Below are 18,628 nucleotides of genomic sequence, written 5' to 3'. Positions count from 1 at the left end.
AAGTCTCCTAAGCTTTACTCTGTAACCTTCTAAATCCGGTATTTCTGAGCTTTTCTTCGAGCTGAGATAGAGGAGTTATTGTTCCTTATTTTATTTGCGTAAGTAATACGCAAAAATACTGATTTTGTCCAAAGTCCAAATAATGATACAGGTGAGGTTTTGTCTTCTGCGTCAGGTTTAGCGACGTTACTGGAGAATGCGGGATTAACTCAAGCCAATATCCCGATTGATTTTCATGTTGGCACTGTGGCGATTTTAGGTTCTGTGAATGCTGCAAATCCTCTGGGTACTGGGGGTGAAGTTAACATGACAGGGAATCGGATTCAGTTACTTAATGGGGTGATTGATTCCGGCGGCGTTACCGGGGGGGAAATTAATCTCACCAGTACCTTTCTGGAAAATCGGGGACAGATTCAGGCGGATGGTGAACGGGGCGGTAGTCTCAATATTAAGGTTAGTAATTTTCTGGATACTGGGGTTCTCAGTGCGACGGGAAGTGCTGGGGATGGGGGAACCATTCAGGTGGATTATCAGGGTACGGTGATTCAAACCGCTAGTGCGTTGACGACTGTAACCGGGAATGAAAAGGCGGGGAGGATTAGGTTTCAGGGGGGACGGGTGTTAACCACTTCTGGGAATCTCCAGGCGCAAGGGGAGTTCGGGGGTGAGATTCAGTTATTTGGGGAGAGGTTGCAACTGTTGGGGACACAGGTAAATGCCAGTGGGAATCAGGGTGGCGGTGAGATTCTGGTGGGTGGAGATTATCAGGGAAATACGGTGGGGGCGGAGAATGCAGAATATACTGTGGTGAATCATGGCACGACGTTACAAGCCGATGGGTTGACGGTTGGGGATGGGGGGAAAGTGATTGTTTGGGCGGATGGGGAGACCGATTTTTATGGCAGTTTGACGGCGCGAGGTGGGGAGTTGGGGGGAAATGGTGGGGTGTTGGAGGTGTCGGGTAAGGAGAGTTTGGTGTTTGGTGGGTTGGGAGATGCGAGTGCGGTGAATGGGGTGGCGGGGGAGCTGTTGTTAGACCCGAAGAATATTACGATTGATACAGCGGTTACTGGCAACTCATTTCAATTATTTGACCCCAATCCAGCGCTGGGAAATCGGTTTGGGTCAAGTACAGGGGTACTTGCAAATAACAACATTGTTGTGAGTTCTCATGGAGACGATTTAATCGCTGAGAATGCTGGAGCAGTATACCTATTCGACTCGAATACTGGGGCGCTTCTTGGAAGTATTCATGGTGCTAACCTAGGGGATAAATTCGGTGCTGGTGAAATAACAGCCTTGAGCAATGGTAATTATGTTTTTGGCAATCCCCGTGCAGATATTGGGGGGATAGAAGATGCTGGGACAGTGATTCTGGCTGATGGCATCACGGGGGCAGAAATTAGCCGTATTTCTGGTACTAACCTAGATGATAAATTCGGCTCTGGCGACATAACAGCCTTGAGCAATGGTAATTATGTTTTCGGCAATTCAGCGGCAGATATTGGGGGAGTGGAAAATGCTGGAACGGTGATTCTGGCTAATGGCATCACGGGGGCGGAAATTAGCCGTATCTCTGGTACTCACCTAGATGATAAATTCGGCTCTGGCGACATAACAGCCTTGAGCAATGGTAATTATGTTTTTGGCAATTACTGGGCAGATATTGGGGTAGTGGGTGCTGGGACGGTGATTCTGGCTAATGGAACCACGGGGGCGGAAATTAACCGTATTTCTGGTACTGCTATCATAGATGCTTTCGGCTTTGGCGACATAACAGCCTTGAGCAATGATAATTATGTTTTCGGTAATTTCCCAGCAGATATTGGGGGGGTGGAAAATGCTGGGACGGTGATTCTGGCCAATGGCATCACGGGGGCGGAAATTAGCCGTATTTCTGGTACTCACCTGAACGATTATTTCGGCCTTAATAGTTCAGGCTTTGACGACATAACAGCCTTGAGTAATGGTAATTATGTTTTCGGCAATTCAGCGGCAGATATGGGGGGAGTGGAAGATGCTGGGACAGTGATTCTGGCCAATGGCATCACAGGGACGGAAATTAATCGTATTTCTGGTACTCACCTAGACGATAGTTTCGGCCATGGTCAAATAACAGCCTTGAGCAATGGTAATTATGTTTTTGGCAATCGCTATGCAGATATGGGGGGAGTGGAAAATGCTGGGACAGTGATTCTGGCTAATGGCATCACGGGGGCGGAAATTAGCCGTATCTCTGGTACTCACCTAGACGATCAATTCGGCTTGGGTCAAATAACAGCCTTGAGCAATGGTAATTATGTTTTCGGCAATTTCTTTGCAGATATGGGGGGAGTGGAAAATGCTGGGACAGTGATTCTGGCTAATGGTATCACGGGGGCGGAAATTAGCCGTATCTCTGGTACTCACCTAGACGATCAATTCAGCCGTGGTGAAATAATAGCCTTGAGCAATGGCAATTACCTAGTAGCTAGCCTCTATGCTAACAATGGAGCAGGACGAGTGGATATAGGCATCGCTAACCCCAACACCCTAACCTACGGCTATTTCCCAGATCGCAATATTACCCTCACTCCCTCCATCATTACCAACATCACCGATACCGGAACTGCTGTCACTCTGCAAGCGAATAACGATATCACAGTTAACCAAGCTATCATCACTGATAATTCTACAGGTAGTGGAGGTTCCTTATCCTTGCAAGCCGGACGAAGTATTCTCCTCAATGCCGATATCACCACCGACAACGGCAACCTATCCCTTCTCGCAAATCAGCCTTTAACATCAGGAGTTATCAATTCAGGGCGAGATCCAGGTACAGCCGAAATTACCATGCAACCGGGTACTACCATTAATGCTGGTCTTGGCAATGTCACCATTGAATTAGACACAGGGGAAGGATTAATCAATAACACTAGCGGGAATATCGCACTAAATAATGTTATAGCTAAGAATCTAACAGTTAATTCCAGTCGTAGCATCACTAGCAATGGTATTCTAACCATTAAGGATAGTGCTAGGTTCACTAATTCCAGGGGTGATATCACACTGAACAACGATATTGAGAGTGACAATCTGAGGGTTAATTCCAGTGGGAATATCATCAATAACGGTACTCTCGCTGTTAATTACAATGCCGACTTCACTAACACCAGTGGGAATATCACATTAAATAACATTATTGCAGATAACCTAACCGTCACGTCTGCTGGTACTATCCTCGGTAACGGTATCCTCACCATCAACAGTGACGCCACCTTCACCAGTACCCTCGCCAACGCTGGAAACGTCAGCGTCACCAACACCAACCCCACCACCATCGGCTACTCCATTATTGGCGGAAACTTCCTGCTCAACTCAGCTTCACCCATTTTCCAAGTACCCGGAGAACCCCTGCAAGTCTCTGGAAACATCTCTGTTAACGGAGATAGCAGTAATCCTTTAATCAATAATATTGGTCTTCCTTCCTCACCCATCCAACAGAATGGCGATTTAATTATTTCCCAAGTCGGAACTGTTAACTTACCCACTAACACTGTTACCGGAAACCTCACCGTCAACAGCCTACCCGAAGCTGTTCTATCTTTTAACGCCGTCTTAGACAACCCAGCAATTACCCTCAATCAAGCCAACTCCTTTGGCGGTACATTAAGATTTAGAACCAGCAAAGATGCGATTAGCACGACAGGGATTCCTGGTATTACTCAAAGCGGAACTCAAATTGTTGTCGGTACAGCCACATTTAGAGCAGATGCAGGTAATATTAATCTCACCGACTCTGCCAATGAATTTGGCACTCTCAGCTTCACCGGGAATGATGTCTCCATCAGCGCCAATAATGCCACTAACCTATTAACGTCCACCGCCACCGGAAACTTAACCCTTAACTCTGGCGGAATCATCAGCCAAATCGGAGGATTAACGGTTGCTGGAGATGCCAGTTTTACCACAACTCTCCCCAACGCCGGGAATGTCATCCTCACCAATCAAAATGCCACCGTTCTCGGTAACTCTCTCATCGGTGGACATCTTACCCTTGATTCTGGGGGTAGCATTTCCCAACTACTAGGAGAACGCCTACAAGTAGCCGGAGAAACGACTATCCTCAATCCAGCGAGTAATCCCAATTTAGAGACTAACGGTAGTATTATTCCTCGACTCAACCTTCCTAATGGGGATGTAATTATCACCGAGGTAGGCACGATTAACCTAGAGGGTGAAACCTTCTCTGGTAACTTAACTGTAAATAGCCTAGCCAGTGCTTTGCAATTTATTCCTGGAAGTGTCTATGAAAATCCTGCCATCATCCTGACTGACTCAACCAATAATTTTGGCGGTACGCTACGATTCACCACCGATGCACCTACAACTATCGTAGAATCGGGAACGCCTGGAATTATTCAAAGTGGTTCGTTAGGTGTTAGCGGTACAGCTACATTCAATGCCGAAAACGGCAATATTACCCTCAATAACTCAAACAATCAACTTGGTAATCTCGCGTTTACAGGTCAAGATATTTCTATCCGTGACAATGGCACAACTAATCTACTCAATTCCACGGCTACAGGTAACTTAACTCTGATTTCTGATAATGGTATTACCCAAAATGGAAACCTTATCGTCACAGGCACATCCGACTTTACCACGTTACAATCGGATGCCCCAATTACCCTCACCAATAATAACCAACTCACTGGAGAGATCCACTTTACCACTAAGGGGACTGGCAACGTTACCCTACTCAACACCTTAGCCAATACTCAATTAGCCGCCTCTAATGTATCCGGTGATTTTACGATTACCTCTGGCGGAGCGATTACCCAAACTGAACCCTTAAACCTGACAGGTTTAACTACATTCAATGCGGGTAATAGCGATATTATTCTGAATCAAAATAATGATTTAAATCGTCTTGGTATAAACGGTGGTCGAACGGTAATCATTAACGATAGTAATGATATTAATTTAATCAACTCTTCAGTCTCTGGCAGCCTAAATGTAAACGCCATAGGAGACATTACCAGCCAAGATATATTTAACCCCAGTGGTACAATAAAACTTACCAGCACTAACGGTTCTATCGATACTACCGCAGGTACTCTGAGTACATTTTCCTTGGGTGCTGGCGGTGCGATAAACCTTTCTGCTCAAGGTAATATTACCTTTGATACTCTTGACGCTCGTGGGGTAGATATAGCCAGCGGGAATATTACACTAACCAGTCAGGGAAGAATCACTTCAGCTAATGGTGTTATCCGTAGTAGTACCAGTGGTTTAGGTAAAGCTGGCGACATTAATATTCAGGCTGAGTCCGTTTCCTTTACCGACAGAACCATCCTATCCGCTTCTACCTTGGGTTCAGGAGAAGGCGGAACTATTAATATCAATACCGATGAATTTGTAGAATTGCTCAATGGTAGCCTAGTACGGACAAGAGCAATTGAGAACGGTGATGCTGGTGACGTAACTGTTAATACTCAACGATTCATCGTCAAAAATACCCGATCTGAAACAAATCAAGCCACAGGAATAAATACTGGCACAGCACAGGGTAGCAGCGGTGCAGGTGGAAATTTAACCATTAATGCATCAGAATCTGTTGAACTGATTGGCAACCAACCGGGAACCTTTATTCCTGACATCAACCAAATTGGAAGTGTGGCTTTTGCCGCTGAAACTTTGACAGGTGTCGCAACCACCATTGAAGGTAGCGGTAATGCTGGCAATTTAACCATTAATACGGGGCAATTAACCATTCAAGATAGAGCCGGAATCAGCACCTCAACCCTGCCAAGCAGTACCGGAAATGGGGGAGAATTAAGACTTAATGTGAGTGAATCGATTACATTGCAACGTAACGCGGGTATAGCGACAGCCACCTTAAGTTCCGGTGATGGAGGAAACTTAATTGTAGACGCTGGTCAAATTACGCTCACCGATGGTTCCCTCATATCCGCTGATACCGTGATTAATGCATCCGGTGATGCTGGAGATATCGAAATAACCACCAACCAACTTAACATTTTTAACGGTTCCCGAATTGGTGCAGCAACCGTCAACGAAGGTGCTAGTGGAGATGTAACCATTAAAGCTACCAATTCCGTTAATGTAATCGGCACTTCAGCAAATGGTGAAGTCCCCAGTGGCATTTTTACTGAAACTCGTGGTGCTGGAGATGCAGGAGACTTAACCCTTCAAACCCAACAATTGCAAGTGCGAGATGGCGCACAAATAACAGCCGCTACCTCTGGCGGGAAAGGGGGGAGGATTCAAGTTACCGCTGATACCTTAGAAGCCACAAACCGAGGACAACTGAGTACCACCACTGCGGCGACTAACGATGCTGGAGATATCATTCTGGCAATCAACGATACGATTACCCTCACCGGAAAAGATAGTGGACTGTTTGCCAACACTATGCGAGGTTCTACAGGAAATGGGGGTAGTATTTTTGGTGACTCCAGAACCCTAACCTTGGACGATAGTGTAACCATTGCTGTCAATAGCCAGGGGAGTGGAGAAGGGGGTAATATCCAACTCCATGGGAGTTCTCTTTCCCTGGATAATGGGTCTACCATTTCGGCTGAAACCACCAGCAATCAGGGTGGAAACATTACCCTGGGCATCGACAACTTGCTACTATTACGCCACGGTAGTAAAATCTCCACCACCGCAGGCACTGACCAAGCTGGGGGTGATGGGGGTAATATTATCATCAACGCTGATTTCATCACAGGTATTCCAGAAGAGGATAGCGATATCACCGCCAATGCCTTTTCTGGTAAAGGTGGACAGATTAATATCACCACAAACCGCGTTATCGGATTAGAGTTCAGAGAGAATTTGACCCCCTTGAGTGACATTACAGCCAGTTCAGAAATTGGTGTTGATGGGGAAGTCGTGATTGATGATTTAGGAATTGACCCCGTACAGGGGGCTGTGGAACTGCCAACTGACACCGAAAGTCCACCCCTAACTCAAGGATGTCAACCGGGTGAGGATGGCAGAGGGCGTTTTGTCAATACAGAACGAGGAGGGATTCCTCCCAGTCCCTCTGACCCGATTAGTAGTAGTGTGGGGTGGGAAGATATACAACCCGCAATCTCTGAAGAACAGCAATCAGAGAAAACCACCGCACCCAAGGTGATTGTGGAAGCCCAAGGGTGGTACGTGAATGAGCGAGGTGAGGTTATCTTGTACGCCAATAGACCCTCAACTTCAAGGGTATTTAACTGTCAGTCGCGATGAAGGGTGGGCAGATAAGCCTGTTGAAACGCTTCTGAATAATTTGAAATCGTCCTCTGTGCCTGAAGGGGCAACGATTTTGTATCTTTACCGAACAAACATCAAAAACTTTTTTGAGCTGAATTGCGAAAAACCTATCTAGCTGCCCTATAAATACTTAGAGCTAGAAATACCGATTAGGGGTTTATCCTTCTATCCTCAATCAGGATTGAGGGAACTTCAGTATAATACTCTGCTACGAAAGCGTAGTTTCCTCGCCGAACCTGTCAGTTGATAAACTTTTTTAAGTGTAAAAACTGTAAATCATCATGAAAAACTCAAACAAAAAAGCTCTTCCTTTGTCATTTACTACTATCGGTACAATATTGATATTTGCAGGTATTAATATTTTACCTGCTAGGGCTTTTACTATTTTTACGGATAGAAGCGCTTGGGAAAATTCTGTTTCTAATATTAAAATGGATAACTTTGACACAGAAATTCCACTTCGTTCAAAAGATTTTATCTCGACTATTACTTTAGACAGTGGTATAAAAAGTACAAGTGAAGGTTTGGACGAGGTAGTTCATAGGGTTAATCAAAATCCAGATGATAGAGGTTATCGTGGATATGTGGGTTTAGAAAAAAGTATACAATGGGATTTTCCAGAACCTATATTTGGTTTTGGTGGATATTTTTCTAGCACAACAAGTGGAAGTGGTTTAGCTGTATCAGGAAATTTTGATGGCAAAGGTTTTGAAACCGTTAATTTTTCTGAGTATCAAGGAATACAGACGATTGATAATCTGTCAGCAGGTTTAGGTTTTTTAGGCATTATTGGAAGTCAGCAATTTAGTCAAGTGATATGGTCACAAGAATCGGAAACGGCACTTTATGGAGTGTCTTTAGATAATTCTTTTGGTGAAATATGGGGGTTAAGAAGATTATCATTAGCTGGTAATTTAGCTGAAGATATTCCTGAGTCCAAAGTGGAAGATATTCCTGAACCTAATTTTGTGTTATCTTTATTAGCTTTAGGATTATTTTTTAAAGTAAAGAAAAAAAGATAATCCAGCAAGCTCTAATTAGGTTAAATTGCTGTTAAACTGCCAACTGACACGGAAAGTCCACCCTTAACTCAAGGAAAACACTCTGAATAATCTGAAATTGTCTTCTGTGCCTGAAGGGGCGACGATTTTGTATCTTTACCGAACAACCATCAAAAAATTTTTAGCTAAATTGCGAAAAACCTATCCAGCTTCCATATAAATAATTAGAGCTAGAAATAAGTTTCAAATTCAACAGAAAATTAGTAGGTTTAAGAAGCTGGATTTCGGCTGTCTCAAATGGGAGCATATCAGTAGTTTACATAGGTGACGGGTGATGAATATTATAGATTCAAAAAAATGGGTATGGTGTATAGGTATTGGCTTAATTATTCAAAGTTATTCTGCACAAGCAGTTTCCATTACGGTTGTTCCAGCTTCTCGGCTTACTGGTACTACAAATTGCCATCCTGATTTTCGCCCGCCTCAATGTGAATCTCGTCCCTTTGATAATCCTAACAATGTAGCCTTACAAGGAGGTATTGTTCCGGAAGCCGTTGCATTTGATATCATTGAATCCGTTCCAGCACGTCCAGAAACGAACTTTAGCGGTATTCATCGTCCTGAATTTGCTAATGATGGTCTTTATGGCAATGGAAGTAGTTGGATTAGTGATAGTCCCCATAGCTGGTTAAAGTTAGATCTGGGTCGAGTTATGAACATTGATCGACTTACCTTTGGTCGAGATAGGTTAGGCGGATTTGACGATCGAGATCCTGGACAGTTCATTGTAGAAGTTGCAATATCAGAAAATGTTTATGCTAATGGTGACGACTCAAATGATTCCATGGACTATACAGAAATAGTTGATTCTGAGTTGCTAGGTTTTGGTGGCTTTATTGCGGGTTCACACACCATACAGGTAAGTTTCGATCCTGTTGTCGCACGATATGTAAAGCTGACGTTTGAAAATCGTGGTACAGCAATTGATGAAGTTGAAGTTTCAGCTACACCTGTTCCTGAACCCCTAACCATTTTAGGTTCCATCACAGCCCTAGCTTTGGGAACTTTGCTGAAACAAAAGTATTCAAGACAAAAGGAAAACTGAATGCATCACTGATTTTTAAGAGCTTGCGATCACAAGGGCTGTTGGGGAGCTTAGTACAGGGCAAAAGTTGTGAAAATGTTTAGGAAAGGGGTTTTCATCAGAATTACCACATTGATGAGTTTTAGCAGAAAATTCTGATTCTGTAACGCTTTATAGCATGACCCAGACAGGTTAGGACTTTTTTGCTGTTGCCTATTGGGATAAACTGATATCCTAACATCAATGTCACTGACTGGTATGCTGGTGGGCAATGCCCACCCTACGGTATATCAAAGGTCTTAGCGATTCCCTCATGCTTAAGTCAGTGCCATTCATCCTAACATGAGTGCCTAATGCTATAGCTGTCAGTCGCGATGAAGGGGGCTATCCTGATGAGAAGACAAATCAGAACCAGAAAATTAATCGCCCTGATGCTTTGGGCGCTCATCGGTTGCATCACTGTGTTGAACCTATCTGTGGATTCTCCCCTATCCTCAGTTCAAGCGACTGAATCCCCACCTGCCAATATTGCTCAATCTCAATCAGCCCAAACTCTGCTCAAAACGGGTATTGAACAGTTTCAAGCTGAACGATTTACAGAGGCGATCGCGAATTGGCAAAATGCTCTCAATGCCTATATTCTTTTAGACGATAAGTTACACCAAGCCTTTATCCTCAGTAACCTGTCCCTAGCCTATCAACATCTCGGTCAATGGCAGGAAGCTGAAGCCACTCTCAATCAAAGCCTGAATTTTTTTAACCAGCAAACTCCAGATTCCCGCTCAGTCATTGACTGGGAATACTACGCCAAAGCGCTAAATGCTCAAGGATGGCTCACCTGGAGACAGGGACAATCGGAAGCAGCGCTGCAAGCCTGGAAAGAAGCCACACTTGCTTACCAATCAGCTAACCATTTTCCTGGAATCATCGGTAGCCAAATTAATCAAGCCAAAGCACTGCAATCTTTGGGTTTTAGTATTGCTGCTGAGAAAATCCTGAAACAGGTTCAAAGCACAACCCAGGAACAGACTGATCCAAAACTTCAGGCGATCGCACTGCAATCTCTGGGTAATGCCTTTCGCCGAGTTGGGAATTTAGAAGAGTCCCAAAAGGTATTAAACCAGAGTTTCGCGATCGCTCATCAAGAACTCACCCCTTCCTCATCTCCAAACCCGCCCAATTCAACTCAAAGCTCAATTCTTTTAGATTTAGGCAATACAGAGCGTGCCCAGTGGGAACGAGCCGTAGCCCTTAACCTTGATGAAGCCAATGAACACAAAACTGCTGCCCTAGACTATTACCAAAAAGCAGCAACGTTAGCTACCTCTCTATTGCCCCGTGTTCAGGCAAATGCCAACTTACTCAGTTTGCTTGTCACGATCAAAAGCATAGAAAATTTACCACCGAGTCAGTGGAATGATGTTTGGGAATTATGGAACACGCTGCAATCTCAATTTGCCGAACTCCCTCTCAGCCGCTCAGGAATTGAAGTTCAGCTCAACGCCGTCAATAGCCTGATCAAGCTGCACATAATACGGGAATCTCCTGATACCCAAAGTGCTGAACTTCTATCAACTCTAGCTCAACGATTAACCCGTACTATTCAACAGGCTGACCAACTTCAAGATCGTCGGGCAAAATCTCTCGCGCTGGGACAATTGGGACGTTTGTATGAACAGACTCAGCAATGGGATAATAGCCAAACCATTACCAATCAAGCCATTATTCTCTCAGAAGAAATTCAAGCTCCCGATATTCGCTATCGTTGGGAGTGGCAACTCGGTCGCATTCTCAAGGAACAGAACCAGGAAATTGATGCGATTCGTACCTATGATCAGGCAGTTAAGACACTAGAACAGGTTCGTAAAGACCTACTCTTCATCGACTCCGATGTTCAGTTTTCCTTCAGAGATAACGTTGAGCCACTTTACCGACAGTTTGTCGATTTACTGCTGACATCTCCTCATCCCACCCAAAAGAATTTGAGCAAAGCGATTGAACTCATTGATTCTTTGCAGTTAGCTGAATTAGAGAATTATCTAGGTTGTAATATTGATCCTGTTCAGATTAGCCAACACCTCATTGACCCAAATGCCGCCATTTTATATCCGATTATTCTGGATGATCGCTTGGAGGTTATTCTTCAGTTACCGAACCAGCCCCTCCAGCCTCATCGTGTGCAACTCCCCAAATCAGACATTGAATCGATGATCAATCGACTCTATGCTCATCTTCCCGTACCTAGAAGTTGGCGTTCAGTTCAACAGGATATGAGTCAGCTTTATGACCTATTAATTCGTCCCTTTGAATCCATTTTAGAAGCGAATACCAAACTGGAAGATAGCCCCATCAAAACCTTAGTCTTTGTGTTAGATGGCGGATTAAGAAACATCCCAATGTCTGCTTTGTGGGATAGCCAGCGGCAAAGATATTTACTGGAACGGTACGCCAGTGCAGTGGCACCCAGTTTGCAGTTGATTGAACCTAAACCCCTAACCCACCCGCCCAAAATCTTGACAGCAGGCTCAACTGAAGCCCTGGAGCATCCCTTTCAAGAGAGTAACTTATCCCCACTCAAAAATGTACAAAAAGAGCTGAACGCTATTCAATCTCTACCTACGAAGGTAAAGGTTTTATTCAATGAAACATTCACAAAAGCGAATCTAGAACATCAACTGCAAGATGATAACTTTTCCATCCTACACCTTGCCAGTCACGGGGTTTTTAGCTCTGATTTCTCAAGAACATTTATTGCGTTATCAGATGATCCACTCTTTGCCGAAGACTTAGATAATCTCTTGAGAAGCAGTGATATTGAAGGCAGCATTATTGAACTTTTAGTATTGAGTGCTTGTCAGACAGCAACCGGAGATAATCGAGCCACATTAGGATTAGCCGGATTGACGGTTCGAGCAGGCGCAAGAAGCACTCTCGCCACACTCTGGACTGTGGACGACGCATCGGCGGCTACGGTTATGGAAGAATTCTATCGACAACTGGTACAAAATCCCAAAATGAGTCGAGCTGAAGCTTTGCATCGAGCGCAAATCAATTTATGGAAAGTCGGTGCTGAACGATTGAAAAACTGGGATTTTCCTTACTATTGGTCACCCTATATATTAGTAGGAAATTGGCTTTAGTCGGCTGGGTTCGTAGTAGGGGATGCGAGCCTCTAATTTTATCGGTTTATTTTGTGTAATGTTAGTCCATCAAATGAGGTTATCTATTGCCTTACTCCACAACTTATTCTATAACGACTGTTCCCAAAATGGGTTCGGTTGGCAGTTGCTCAGTGTCTAGTCCAGCATCTTGCAGTAATCTGAGCCATTCAGCTTCTAAAGCCCTATCCGTAGGTTGCTTTAACCGTTGTTGAGTTAACTCATTAACCGCATCAAACCAAATCCTGTCTTTCCAATAAACTTGATAAATTTGGTTAGCTTCAACATCACCTTGATTCCCCATATTGCTATTGGCAATACCCCGTTGTATCCAGCCCTCAACATAGATAGGAGTACGACTTTTAGGATGGCAGTAAAGTTCAAATGCCCAATAATAATCAAGTCCAACCTCTAGTAGAGGAGCCGTTTCAGGTAGAGTAAAACTGACAAAGCTAGGTGTTTCAGGGAGGGTAAATTGAATCGGTTCAATCTGATTAATGCCCTGTTCATTTTGTAGCACAAATTTGCCAACGGCAATCTGTTCTGAAGAGTAAGGTACATAAAACCAAAACGTTGGGGATTGAGAAACCGTTTTTCCCCAGTTGGTTTTAGGCATCAGTGCTGTTAGAGAACCATTCACATCAGGACAGTCATTTCTCTGTCCTGTTCCTGTTTGACTTCCCGTATGCGGTTCGCCCCAATCACCATCTTCATTGCCTGATTCTGAAGCCATCATGACAGGTGTTGATGAACTGTGATTAGGGGGAAAAGCTTTGGCAACTGGCATGAATATCAAGGCTGATATCAGACTTACCGATAAGTGAGATGATAAGGATTGAACAGAGAGTCTTAACCGCATAATTTCTAATATCAATTCAATAAAATATTACCAAAAAAGTGTAAGTTTTAATCTGTTTTAACATTGATAATCCGCTTTCAAACAAACTGTACTGTACTACCTTGATAGGTTTAGCCATCCCAGGGAGAGCATCAATAACGCTTGTTGCATCTAGTTTACCCAATTCTTTGGGTTCAATCTTATGTAAGTCTCCTCCATATACTCTTCCTTAGTAACCGCTATCGAAATAATACCCATATTTGGGACAGTTAGACACATCTATTATGATAAATTATTACAAACATAGCAACCATACTGTGTTAGTAATACTCGATGAATTTTACATTTTTCTAACTGCGGTGGCATTTCTACTGGTAAACCTCTGCCTCCTATATCTTTTAATTCTTCTTTTAAGAGATATGCAGTTCTTAGATCCTCATCTGTAAAATTTAAAATCAACATTCGCAAGTCCTCTAGGTCGCCGCGCAATACTTCTGGATGAGTACCCAATTTCACTACACCGCAACCAAGTTCTTCTTTTGCAGATTCTATTACTTTTAGTAAAAAGATTTTCTCTTTTTCAAAATCATCCAATGACCAGGGCAAATCCCCTAAGTCAAAGCCAACCATTCCTAGTCCAAATACATCTTGCTCTCTTTGCGCTAACCAAAGGATAAATTCCGCTTCACGACGTGTTTTCGCTAATCGAGATCCATTGATAATCAATACGGAAAATACAACAATTGTACGACTATTGCTCCACTGGATTATTCCATATTCTTCATATTTTGGATGGCAAATTTCGTTACTCATTGTTTCGTTATTATCAGTATTTGTTAAGAGTCTATCCGAACAACCATCTAGAGTATTAATTTTTAATGGTATTCGAGAGTTATTTGTCTGGACTCTAAGCCTCTTTTGATAAAATAGCTGTAAAGTAGGTATAACGAGATTTTTACATAACAACATTAATGTCCATTATGTCATATCATTCGTCACTGTACAGATGGTACAAACCCAAGACGCTAACCGCAGTTATCCCCAATGCTAGTGCTGAAGGAACCAGAGGCACCCACCATCCCTGAACAAGCAGAAATAGACATACACCCCAAAGTAAAATTAAACTAATTAATACTCCGACCATTTGTATATAAAGCGATCGCCCTCCTACCACAACAATTGCTCCCACCCAGGCCCAACTCCCAATCCACAGCAGTTCTGCCCATTCAGCCCACCAGGATAGTAGAGGACGTTCTCCAAGTGCAGCGCTAATGATTTGGCTAATCATCTGGGCTTGCACAACCACTCCCGGCATTGCTTCGGCTTGAAGTCCTTTGCTGTAAGGGGTTAAATGAGTATCGATATTGGGATTGACGACGCCAATCAAAATAATGCGATCGCGAACCAATCCTGCTAGTTGAGAGTCTAGGGAACCGCTTAAGATTTCCCTTAAATTGACTTGTTTTGGACGAACTGCCTGGTAATCAACCAACACCTGATAACCACCAGCATCACCTTGAGATAGTTGATAACCCCCTGCATGACCTTCAAGACGCCCAAAAGTCTGTGAACCGAGCTGAATCCTTTTATTTCTGTGAGGGGATACTGTTATCCACTCCTTTTTGATGCCATGACTATTTTCCAGATAGTTTTGAGCAATACGAAAACCAAAAGATTGTTGGGTTGGGCAATATTCATCAGACGGCATACCTAAAAACTGGCGTCGAATGACACCATCACGATCAAGAGGAACATTATTAAACCCTAACTGCTCAACCGGAAAATCGGAAGTAGGTGGCTTGACTCCTGGAAGATCGCTGGTAAAGCTTTTAGCTTGACAGATTGCAATTAACTTCTGTTCTTTCAGGTGAGATTGCAACTCTGGGATGAAGGGAAAATCGTGAATAATATCCAAGCCAATCACACTAGGTTGATGAGGTGAAAACTTTTGCAGTAGTGCCAGCAATGCTTCATCAGATAAAGACCCCTCCATCTCCATCCCTTGATTACGCTGATACTGAATATCCTCCTCTCCAATCGCTACCACCAAAATTCGATGATCTGGAATAGATTGTCCGGGTCGAACCCGGATAAGATGATCAAACGCTTTAAGTTCCCATCCTTGAAGCCATCCCAGCGCTCTTATTCCCACCACCACACTTGATACCAGCGCACCGCAAACAAATGCAGTCCCCAGCTTCACCCCTAGGGAAAAGGTTTGAGCTTTTTGGGTGGGAACTGCAACGGTTTGATCAAAGATGCCTTCATCCTCTGGCTTGATCAAATCCAACCAACTCAATGGTTTTGCCGCAGACGGCTGGAATATTACAGGCAACCAACTGGCGCAGGGATAGACTTTCTCCATACCCAGTAACCGTTGCCGTGCTTCCCGTTGGGCGAGATGCAATGACTGACCTTGAGAAAACTCCTGTAGAAAATACTTCAGAAATTGCTGGGCTACACAATCCGGCACAACTTCTCGCATGACGATAATATGAGGTAATTGCAAATCTGCCAGCGCCTGAGCTAACCCCAACCCATCACAAGAATTAAAAATCGCCAATTGTAGACCATTTGCGATCGCTCTTTGTACCCCATACCGCACCTGATCAATGGTTAGATGAGTCGTGGAGTTGAGCCGCAGTATCCCCTGTCTCTTGGCTTGAGTCTCACTGTGTCCCGCAAAAAATAGAATATGCCAGGATTTTTCATATAACTTATCATGGAGTTCTTGGTGAGTCGGTTCCGGCAGAAATTCCACCTTGGCTCCAGGTAACTCATTTAAGGTTTGCTGATCACTCTCCACATCGATATTGGTGCGATCGCCTAACACTGCCAAAATGTTCACCTGATTCGGCTCTGAAGCCGCTGAATTCCTCTTACCAGAACAGGGAGATGAACCCAGACTACTCAAGGCAACTTCTGCTTTAGGATATTGTTCAATGAAGTCCCACAAATGCCAGGGGAGAGCTTGAGCCTCAGCATTAGCCGTGCGAATTAATACCTGAACCAACTCATCAGGCATCAACGCCTGTCGCAGTTGTAAATCAATATCACGAAACGAGTCAGAACGTAACCAACGCTGAAACTGCTGTTCCAACCGTTGAGCCGATTCTGAACAGGCTTCTATCGGATCAATCTTACCGTTAACTCTAATTTTGGAAGGCTTGAGGGCACGGCTAGGAGTTGAAAGGCGTCGATAATCTTGCTGCCACTGGGTCAGATGCTCTGATAGAAGCGTCGAAGGCGGGAGTGTGCGATCTAGGGTAATACTAGAAGCTAAATCACCCTGACCAATACGCAGAGTAACATAAAAGCCCTGATGATTGAGGTCGCCCCTCAGTTCCAGTACCGCCAGTTTACTCATGGGAGTTCGCCTAATTCAAACCACAAATGCCTCATTAATTGTCACATCTCCTAGTTCGATTCGCAGAGAAAAGCGATCGCCTGGTTCTGCGTCAAAGCCTAGCTCAATCATGCGGTTTTCAGCTCGTGCTTGGGTATGCATCACCGCTTCACCCACTGCATCAAGGACAGTCATTTCCAAGCCGATAGGCAGGAATTCCTGTTTGGTTGGGGGACAAATCTTGAGTGCAATGCCTAAATCTACCTCTGACTTAGGCATGAGTTCAGTCACTAAAACAATCGGTTCCATCCCCTGCTGAATCGGGACTTCCACAATTTTGCCTCGCACCACAGGAGATAAATTCGGTGTCGTAGCTTCGGCTGCAAGTGAACGAGTATTTCGCCATGCATAGTTCATCAATGAGATGCCCAGAATTTCATCCAGGGTTTGCCAGCCCGCTTCAATTTGACCGTGCAGCCAGTGGGTGAGTTGGGTGAATCGTTCAGTCAGATTGTCGAGATACAGGGGCAAATCAGAGATTGGACGGAGACGATGTAAGGGCAGTTCTTCACTATCGACGTACTCCACAAAGCCGAGAATGAGGGCTTCTGACTGTTCGGGTTCAATTTGTACCACGATATAAGCAATGCGCTCATCCTGAACTTCTGTAGGTACATAGCATACGGAAGTCGTCTCCCGCTCAAAGGCAGAAATGGGGCGACATTCAATGCGTCCTTTACCCATCACATCCAAATCTGCTACATTAGTGGTCATCCGCATTAAAGGGTTCCAACTATCGCAGTGGGAAGGATCAGATGGAATCCCAATGATTTTAAAATAGTTGTTGACTAGACAAACAGCAAGTGTATTTCGATAGACTTGTTTGGCTTTGGTTTCATCCGGTTGCTCCTGAGCAAATTGATCGGCAATTTGTCGCGCTTTGTGAGTAATTAAGATGGGTACAGCCACATCCTCCTGTGCTTGAATCGGTTGAATCATCATTGTTACCTCGTTATCGTTAATAGACTTCTTGCAGAAGTCGGGAATGGGGAATAGGGAATGGGGAATAGGCAATGTATTTTAAGGGAAAAGGTACGAAAAAAGATTTTATTTTTACTTTTGCCAGAGGTCTAATGGTTACTTGGTCTTTTCTTCTAGGTATCCTTGGGCAACGCCAAATTCTCGTAGGAGGGGGCGACAGTTGCGATTGTAAAATTTAGGTAAGTCCTTGGCTTCGGCGGGATTGAGGTTGAATTCATCGGCAATATCCTGCCAGGGAGTTTCTGAGGGAAAGCGTTTGAGGAAGAGAACTTGGGCATTGATTTCAGGGCGCTTGCGGAAACAGGTTTGCTGTAATTTCCCATCTGGATCATCTTGTACCCAGGTCATGGTTGTCTGCCACATTTGTAGGGCTTGGCTGGAACCTGGATTGGCGGCTAGATTGTCAAGGGGGTCAATTGGGGTATCATTATCAGTCGAAATGGGATTAGCTTGCCGTTGTTGTTCTCGATTTTGGCGATCGCGCCATCTCCGCAGCGTCCGCTTCAGGCAATGATCAATCCAAGTTGTCACAGCACTGAGATTTGGGTCATAGTCCTCCAAGTGCTGGCAACAGTATTCCCATGTTTCCTGGAGGGCATCTTCATAGTAAGGCGTGTTTTCGTTCCAGAGTTTGCCGGACTTCATCACCTGGCGGTAGATTTCTTGGATGCACCGCTGTCGTGCCGCACCTTCTGGGGGATGGGTGCAAGCATCAGCGACCAGTTGTTTGAGGATTTCGTTTAATGTACTCATGGTGAATTGACCGAAGTGGCAGAGGCATTGGATGCCACTTGTCATTGTCTGAGTCAAGTATAGGGTTTAATCGATGCCTTAATTCAGCACTACTAAGTTATAGGGGTGGGGATGGGGGTTTTCGTAAAGTGGAGC

At 44.2% G+C, this 18,628-nt stretch carries 9 protein-coding genes; 4 read left to right on the top strand and 5 right to left on the bottom strand.

Annotated elements, in window-relative coordinates; translation table 11 throughout:
* Nucleotides 1-159 precede the first annotated feature (159 nt).
* The 4 genes from RH949_RS26495 (at nucleotide 160) to RH949_RS26480 (ending at nucleotide 12,497) form a co-directional block, all read left to right on the top strand.
* Nucleotides 160-7,248, top strand: a complete 7,089-nt coding sequence (locus RH949_RS26495) for a hypothetical protein (RefSeq protein WP_446357351.1) — start codon at nucleotides 160-162, stop codon at nucleotides 7,246-7,248.
* A gap of 305 nt (nucleotides 7,249-7,553) precedes the next feature.
* Nucleotides 7,554-8,294, top strand: coding sequence for a hypothetical protein (locus tag RH949_RS26490; RefSeq protein ID WP_446357349.1), 741 nt, complete (start codon nucleotides 7,554-7,556; stop codon nucleotides 8,292-8,294).
* Between the two features lie 313 nt (nucleotides 8,295-8,607).
* Nucleotides 8,608-9,378: a PEP-CTERM sorting domain-containing protein gene (locus RH949_RS26485; RefSeq protein WP_446357347.1), complete on the top strand. Its 771-nt coding sequence runs from the start codon at nucleotides 8,608-8,610 to the stop codon at nucleotides 9,376-9,378.
* Nucleotides 9,379-9,749: 371 nt separating this feature from the next.
* Nucleotides 9,750-12,497, top strand: coding sequence for a CHAT domain-containing protein (locus tag RH949_RS26480; protein ID WP_446357345.1), 2,748 nt, complete (start codon nucleotides 9,750-9,752; stop codon nucleotides 12,495-12,497).
* A 103-nt stretch (nucleotides 12,498-12,600) separates the two neighbouring features.
* Here RH949_RS26480 and RH949_RS26475 read toward each other — a convergent pair whose 3' ends face one another.
* The 5 genes from RH949_RS26475 to RH949_RS26455 all read right to left on the bottom strand — a co-directional run bounded on the left by RH949_RS26475 (nucleotide 12,601) and on the right by RH949_RS26455 (nucleotide 18,493).
* Nucleotides 12,601-13,302 (bottom strand): DUF928 domain-containing protein, encoded by a 702-nt coding sequence (locus RH949_RS26475; protein ID WP_446357343.1) that lies wholly within the window; start codon nucleotides 13,300-13,302, stop codon nucleotides 12,601-12,603.
* A 333-nt stretch (nucleotides 13,303-13,635) separates the two neighbouring features.
* Nucleotides 13,636-14,166, bottom strand: a complete 531-nt coding sequence (locus tag RH949_RS26470) for a hypothetical protein (RefSeq protein ID WP_446357341.1) — start codon at nucleotides 14,164-14,166, stop codon at nucleotides 13,636-13,638.
* A 175-nt stretch (nucleotides 14,167-14,341) separates the two neighbouring features.
* A complete protein-coding gene (locus RH949_RS26465; protein ID WP_446357339.1) occupies nucleotides 14,342-16,720 on the bottom strand; it encodes a CHASE2 domain-containing protein in 2,379 nt (792 codons plus the stop codon).
* A gap of 15 nt (nucleotides 16,721-16,735) precedes the next feature.
* On the bottom strand, nucleotides 16,736-17,701 hold the full coding sequence (locus RH949_RS26460) for a DUF1822 family protein (RefSeq protein WP_446357337.1): 966 nt from the start codon (nucleotides 17,699-17,701) through the stop codon (nucleotides 16,736-16,738).
* A gap of 135 nt (nucleotides 17,702-17,836) precedes the next feature.
* Nucleotides 17,837-18,493, bottom strand: a complete 657-nt coding sequence (locus tag RH949_RS26455; RefSeq protein WP_446357335.1) for a sigma-70 family RNA polymerase sigma factor — start codon at nucleotides 18,491-18,493, stop codon at nucleotides 17,837-17,839.
* Nucleotides 18,494-18,628: the final 135 nt, after the last annotated feature.

Origin of the sequence: Coleofasciculus sp. A1-SPW-01 (assembly GCF_040217205.1) — a bacterium.
Taxonomy (GTDB): Bacteria; Cyanobacteriota; Cyanobacteriia; order Cyanobacteriales; family Coleofasciculaceae; genus Coleofasciculus; species Coleofasciculus chthonoplastes_A.
This window is presented reverse-complemented; position numbering and strand designations above follow the sequence as displayed.

What these genes read in the sequence shown, in the direction of transcription:
- RH949_RS26490 (WP_446357349.1), top strand. Translation starts at nt 7,554, where the DNA reads ATGAAAAACTCAAACAAAAAAGCTCTTCCTTTGTCATTTACTACTATC.
- RH949_RS26485 (WP_446357347.1), top strand. Translation starts at nt 8,608, where the DNA reads ATGAATATTATAGATTCAAAAAAATGGGTATGGTGTATAGGTATTGGC.
- RH949_RS26480 (WP_446357345.1), top strand. Translation starts at nt 9,750, where the DNA reads ATGAGAAGACAAATCAGAACCAGAAAATTAATCGCCCTGATGCTTTGG.
- RH949_RS26475 (WP_446357343.1), bottom strand. Translation starts at nt 13,302, where the DNA reads ATGCCAGTTGCCAAAGCTTTTCCCCCTAATCACAGTTCATCAACACCT.
- RH949_RS26470 (WP_446357341.1), bottom strand. Translation starts at nt 14,166, where the DNA reads ATGAGTAACGAAATTTGCCATCCAAAATATGAAGAATATGGAATAATC.
- RH949_RS26465 (WP_446357339.1), bottom strand. Translation starts at nt 16,720, where the DNA reads ATGAGTAAACTGGCGGTACTGGAACTGAGGGGCGACCTCAATCATCAG.
- RH949_RS26460 (WP_446357337.1), bottom strand. Translation starts at nt 17,701, where the DNA reads ATGATGATTCAACCGATTCAAGCACAGGAGGATGTGGCTGTACCCATC.
- RH949_RS26455 (WP_446357335.1), bottom strand. Translation starts at nt 18,493, where the DNA reads ATGAGTACATTAAACGAAATCCTCAAACAACTGGTCGCTGATGCTTGC.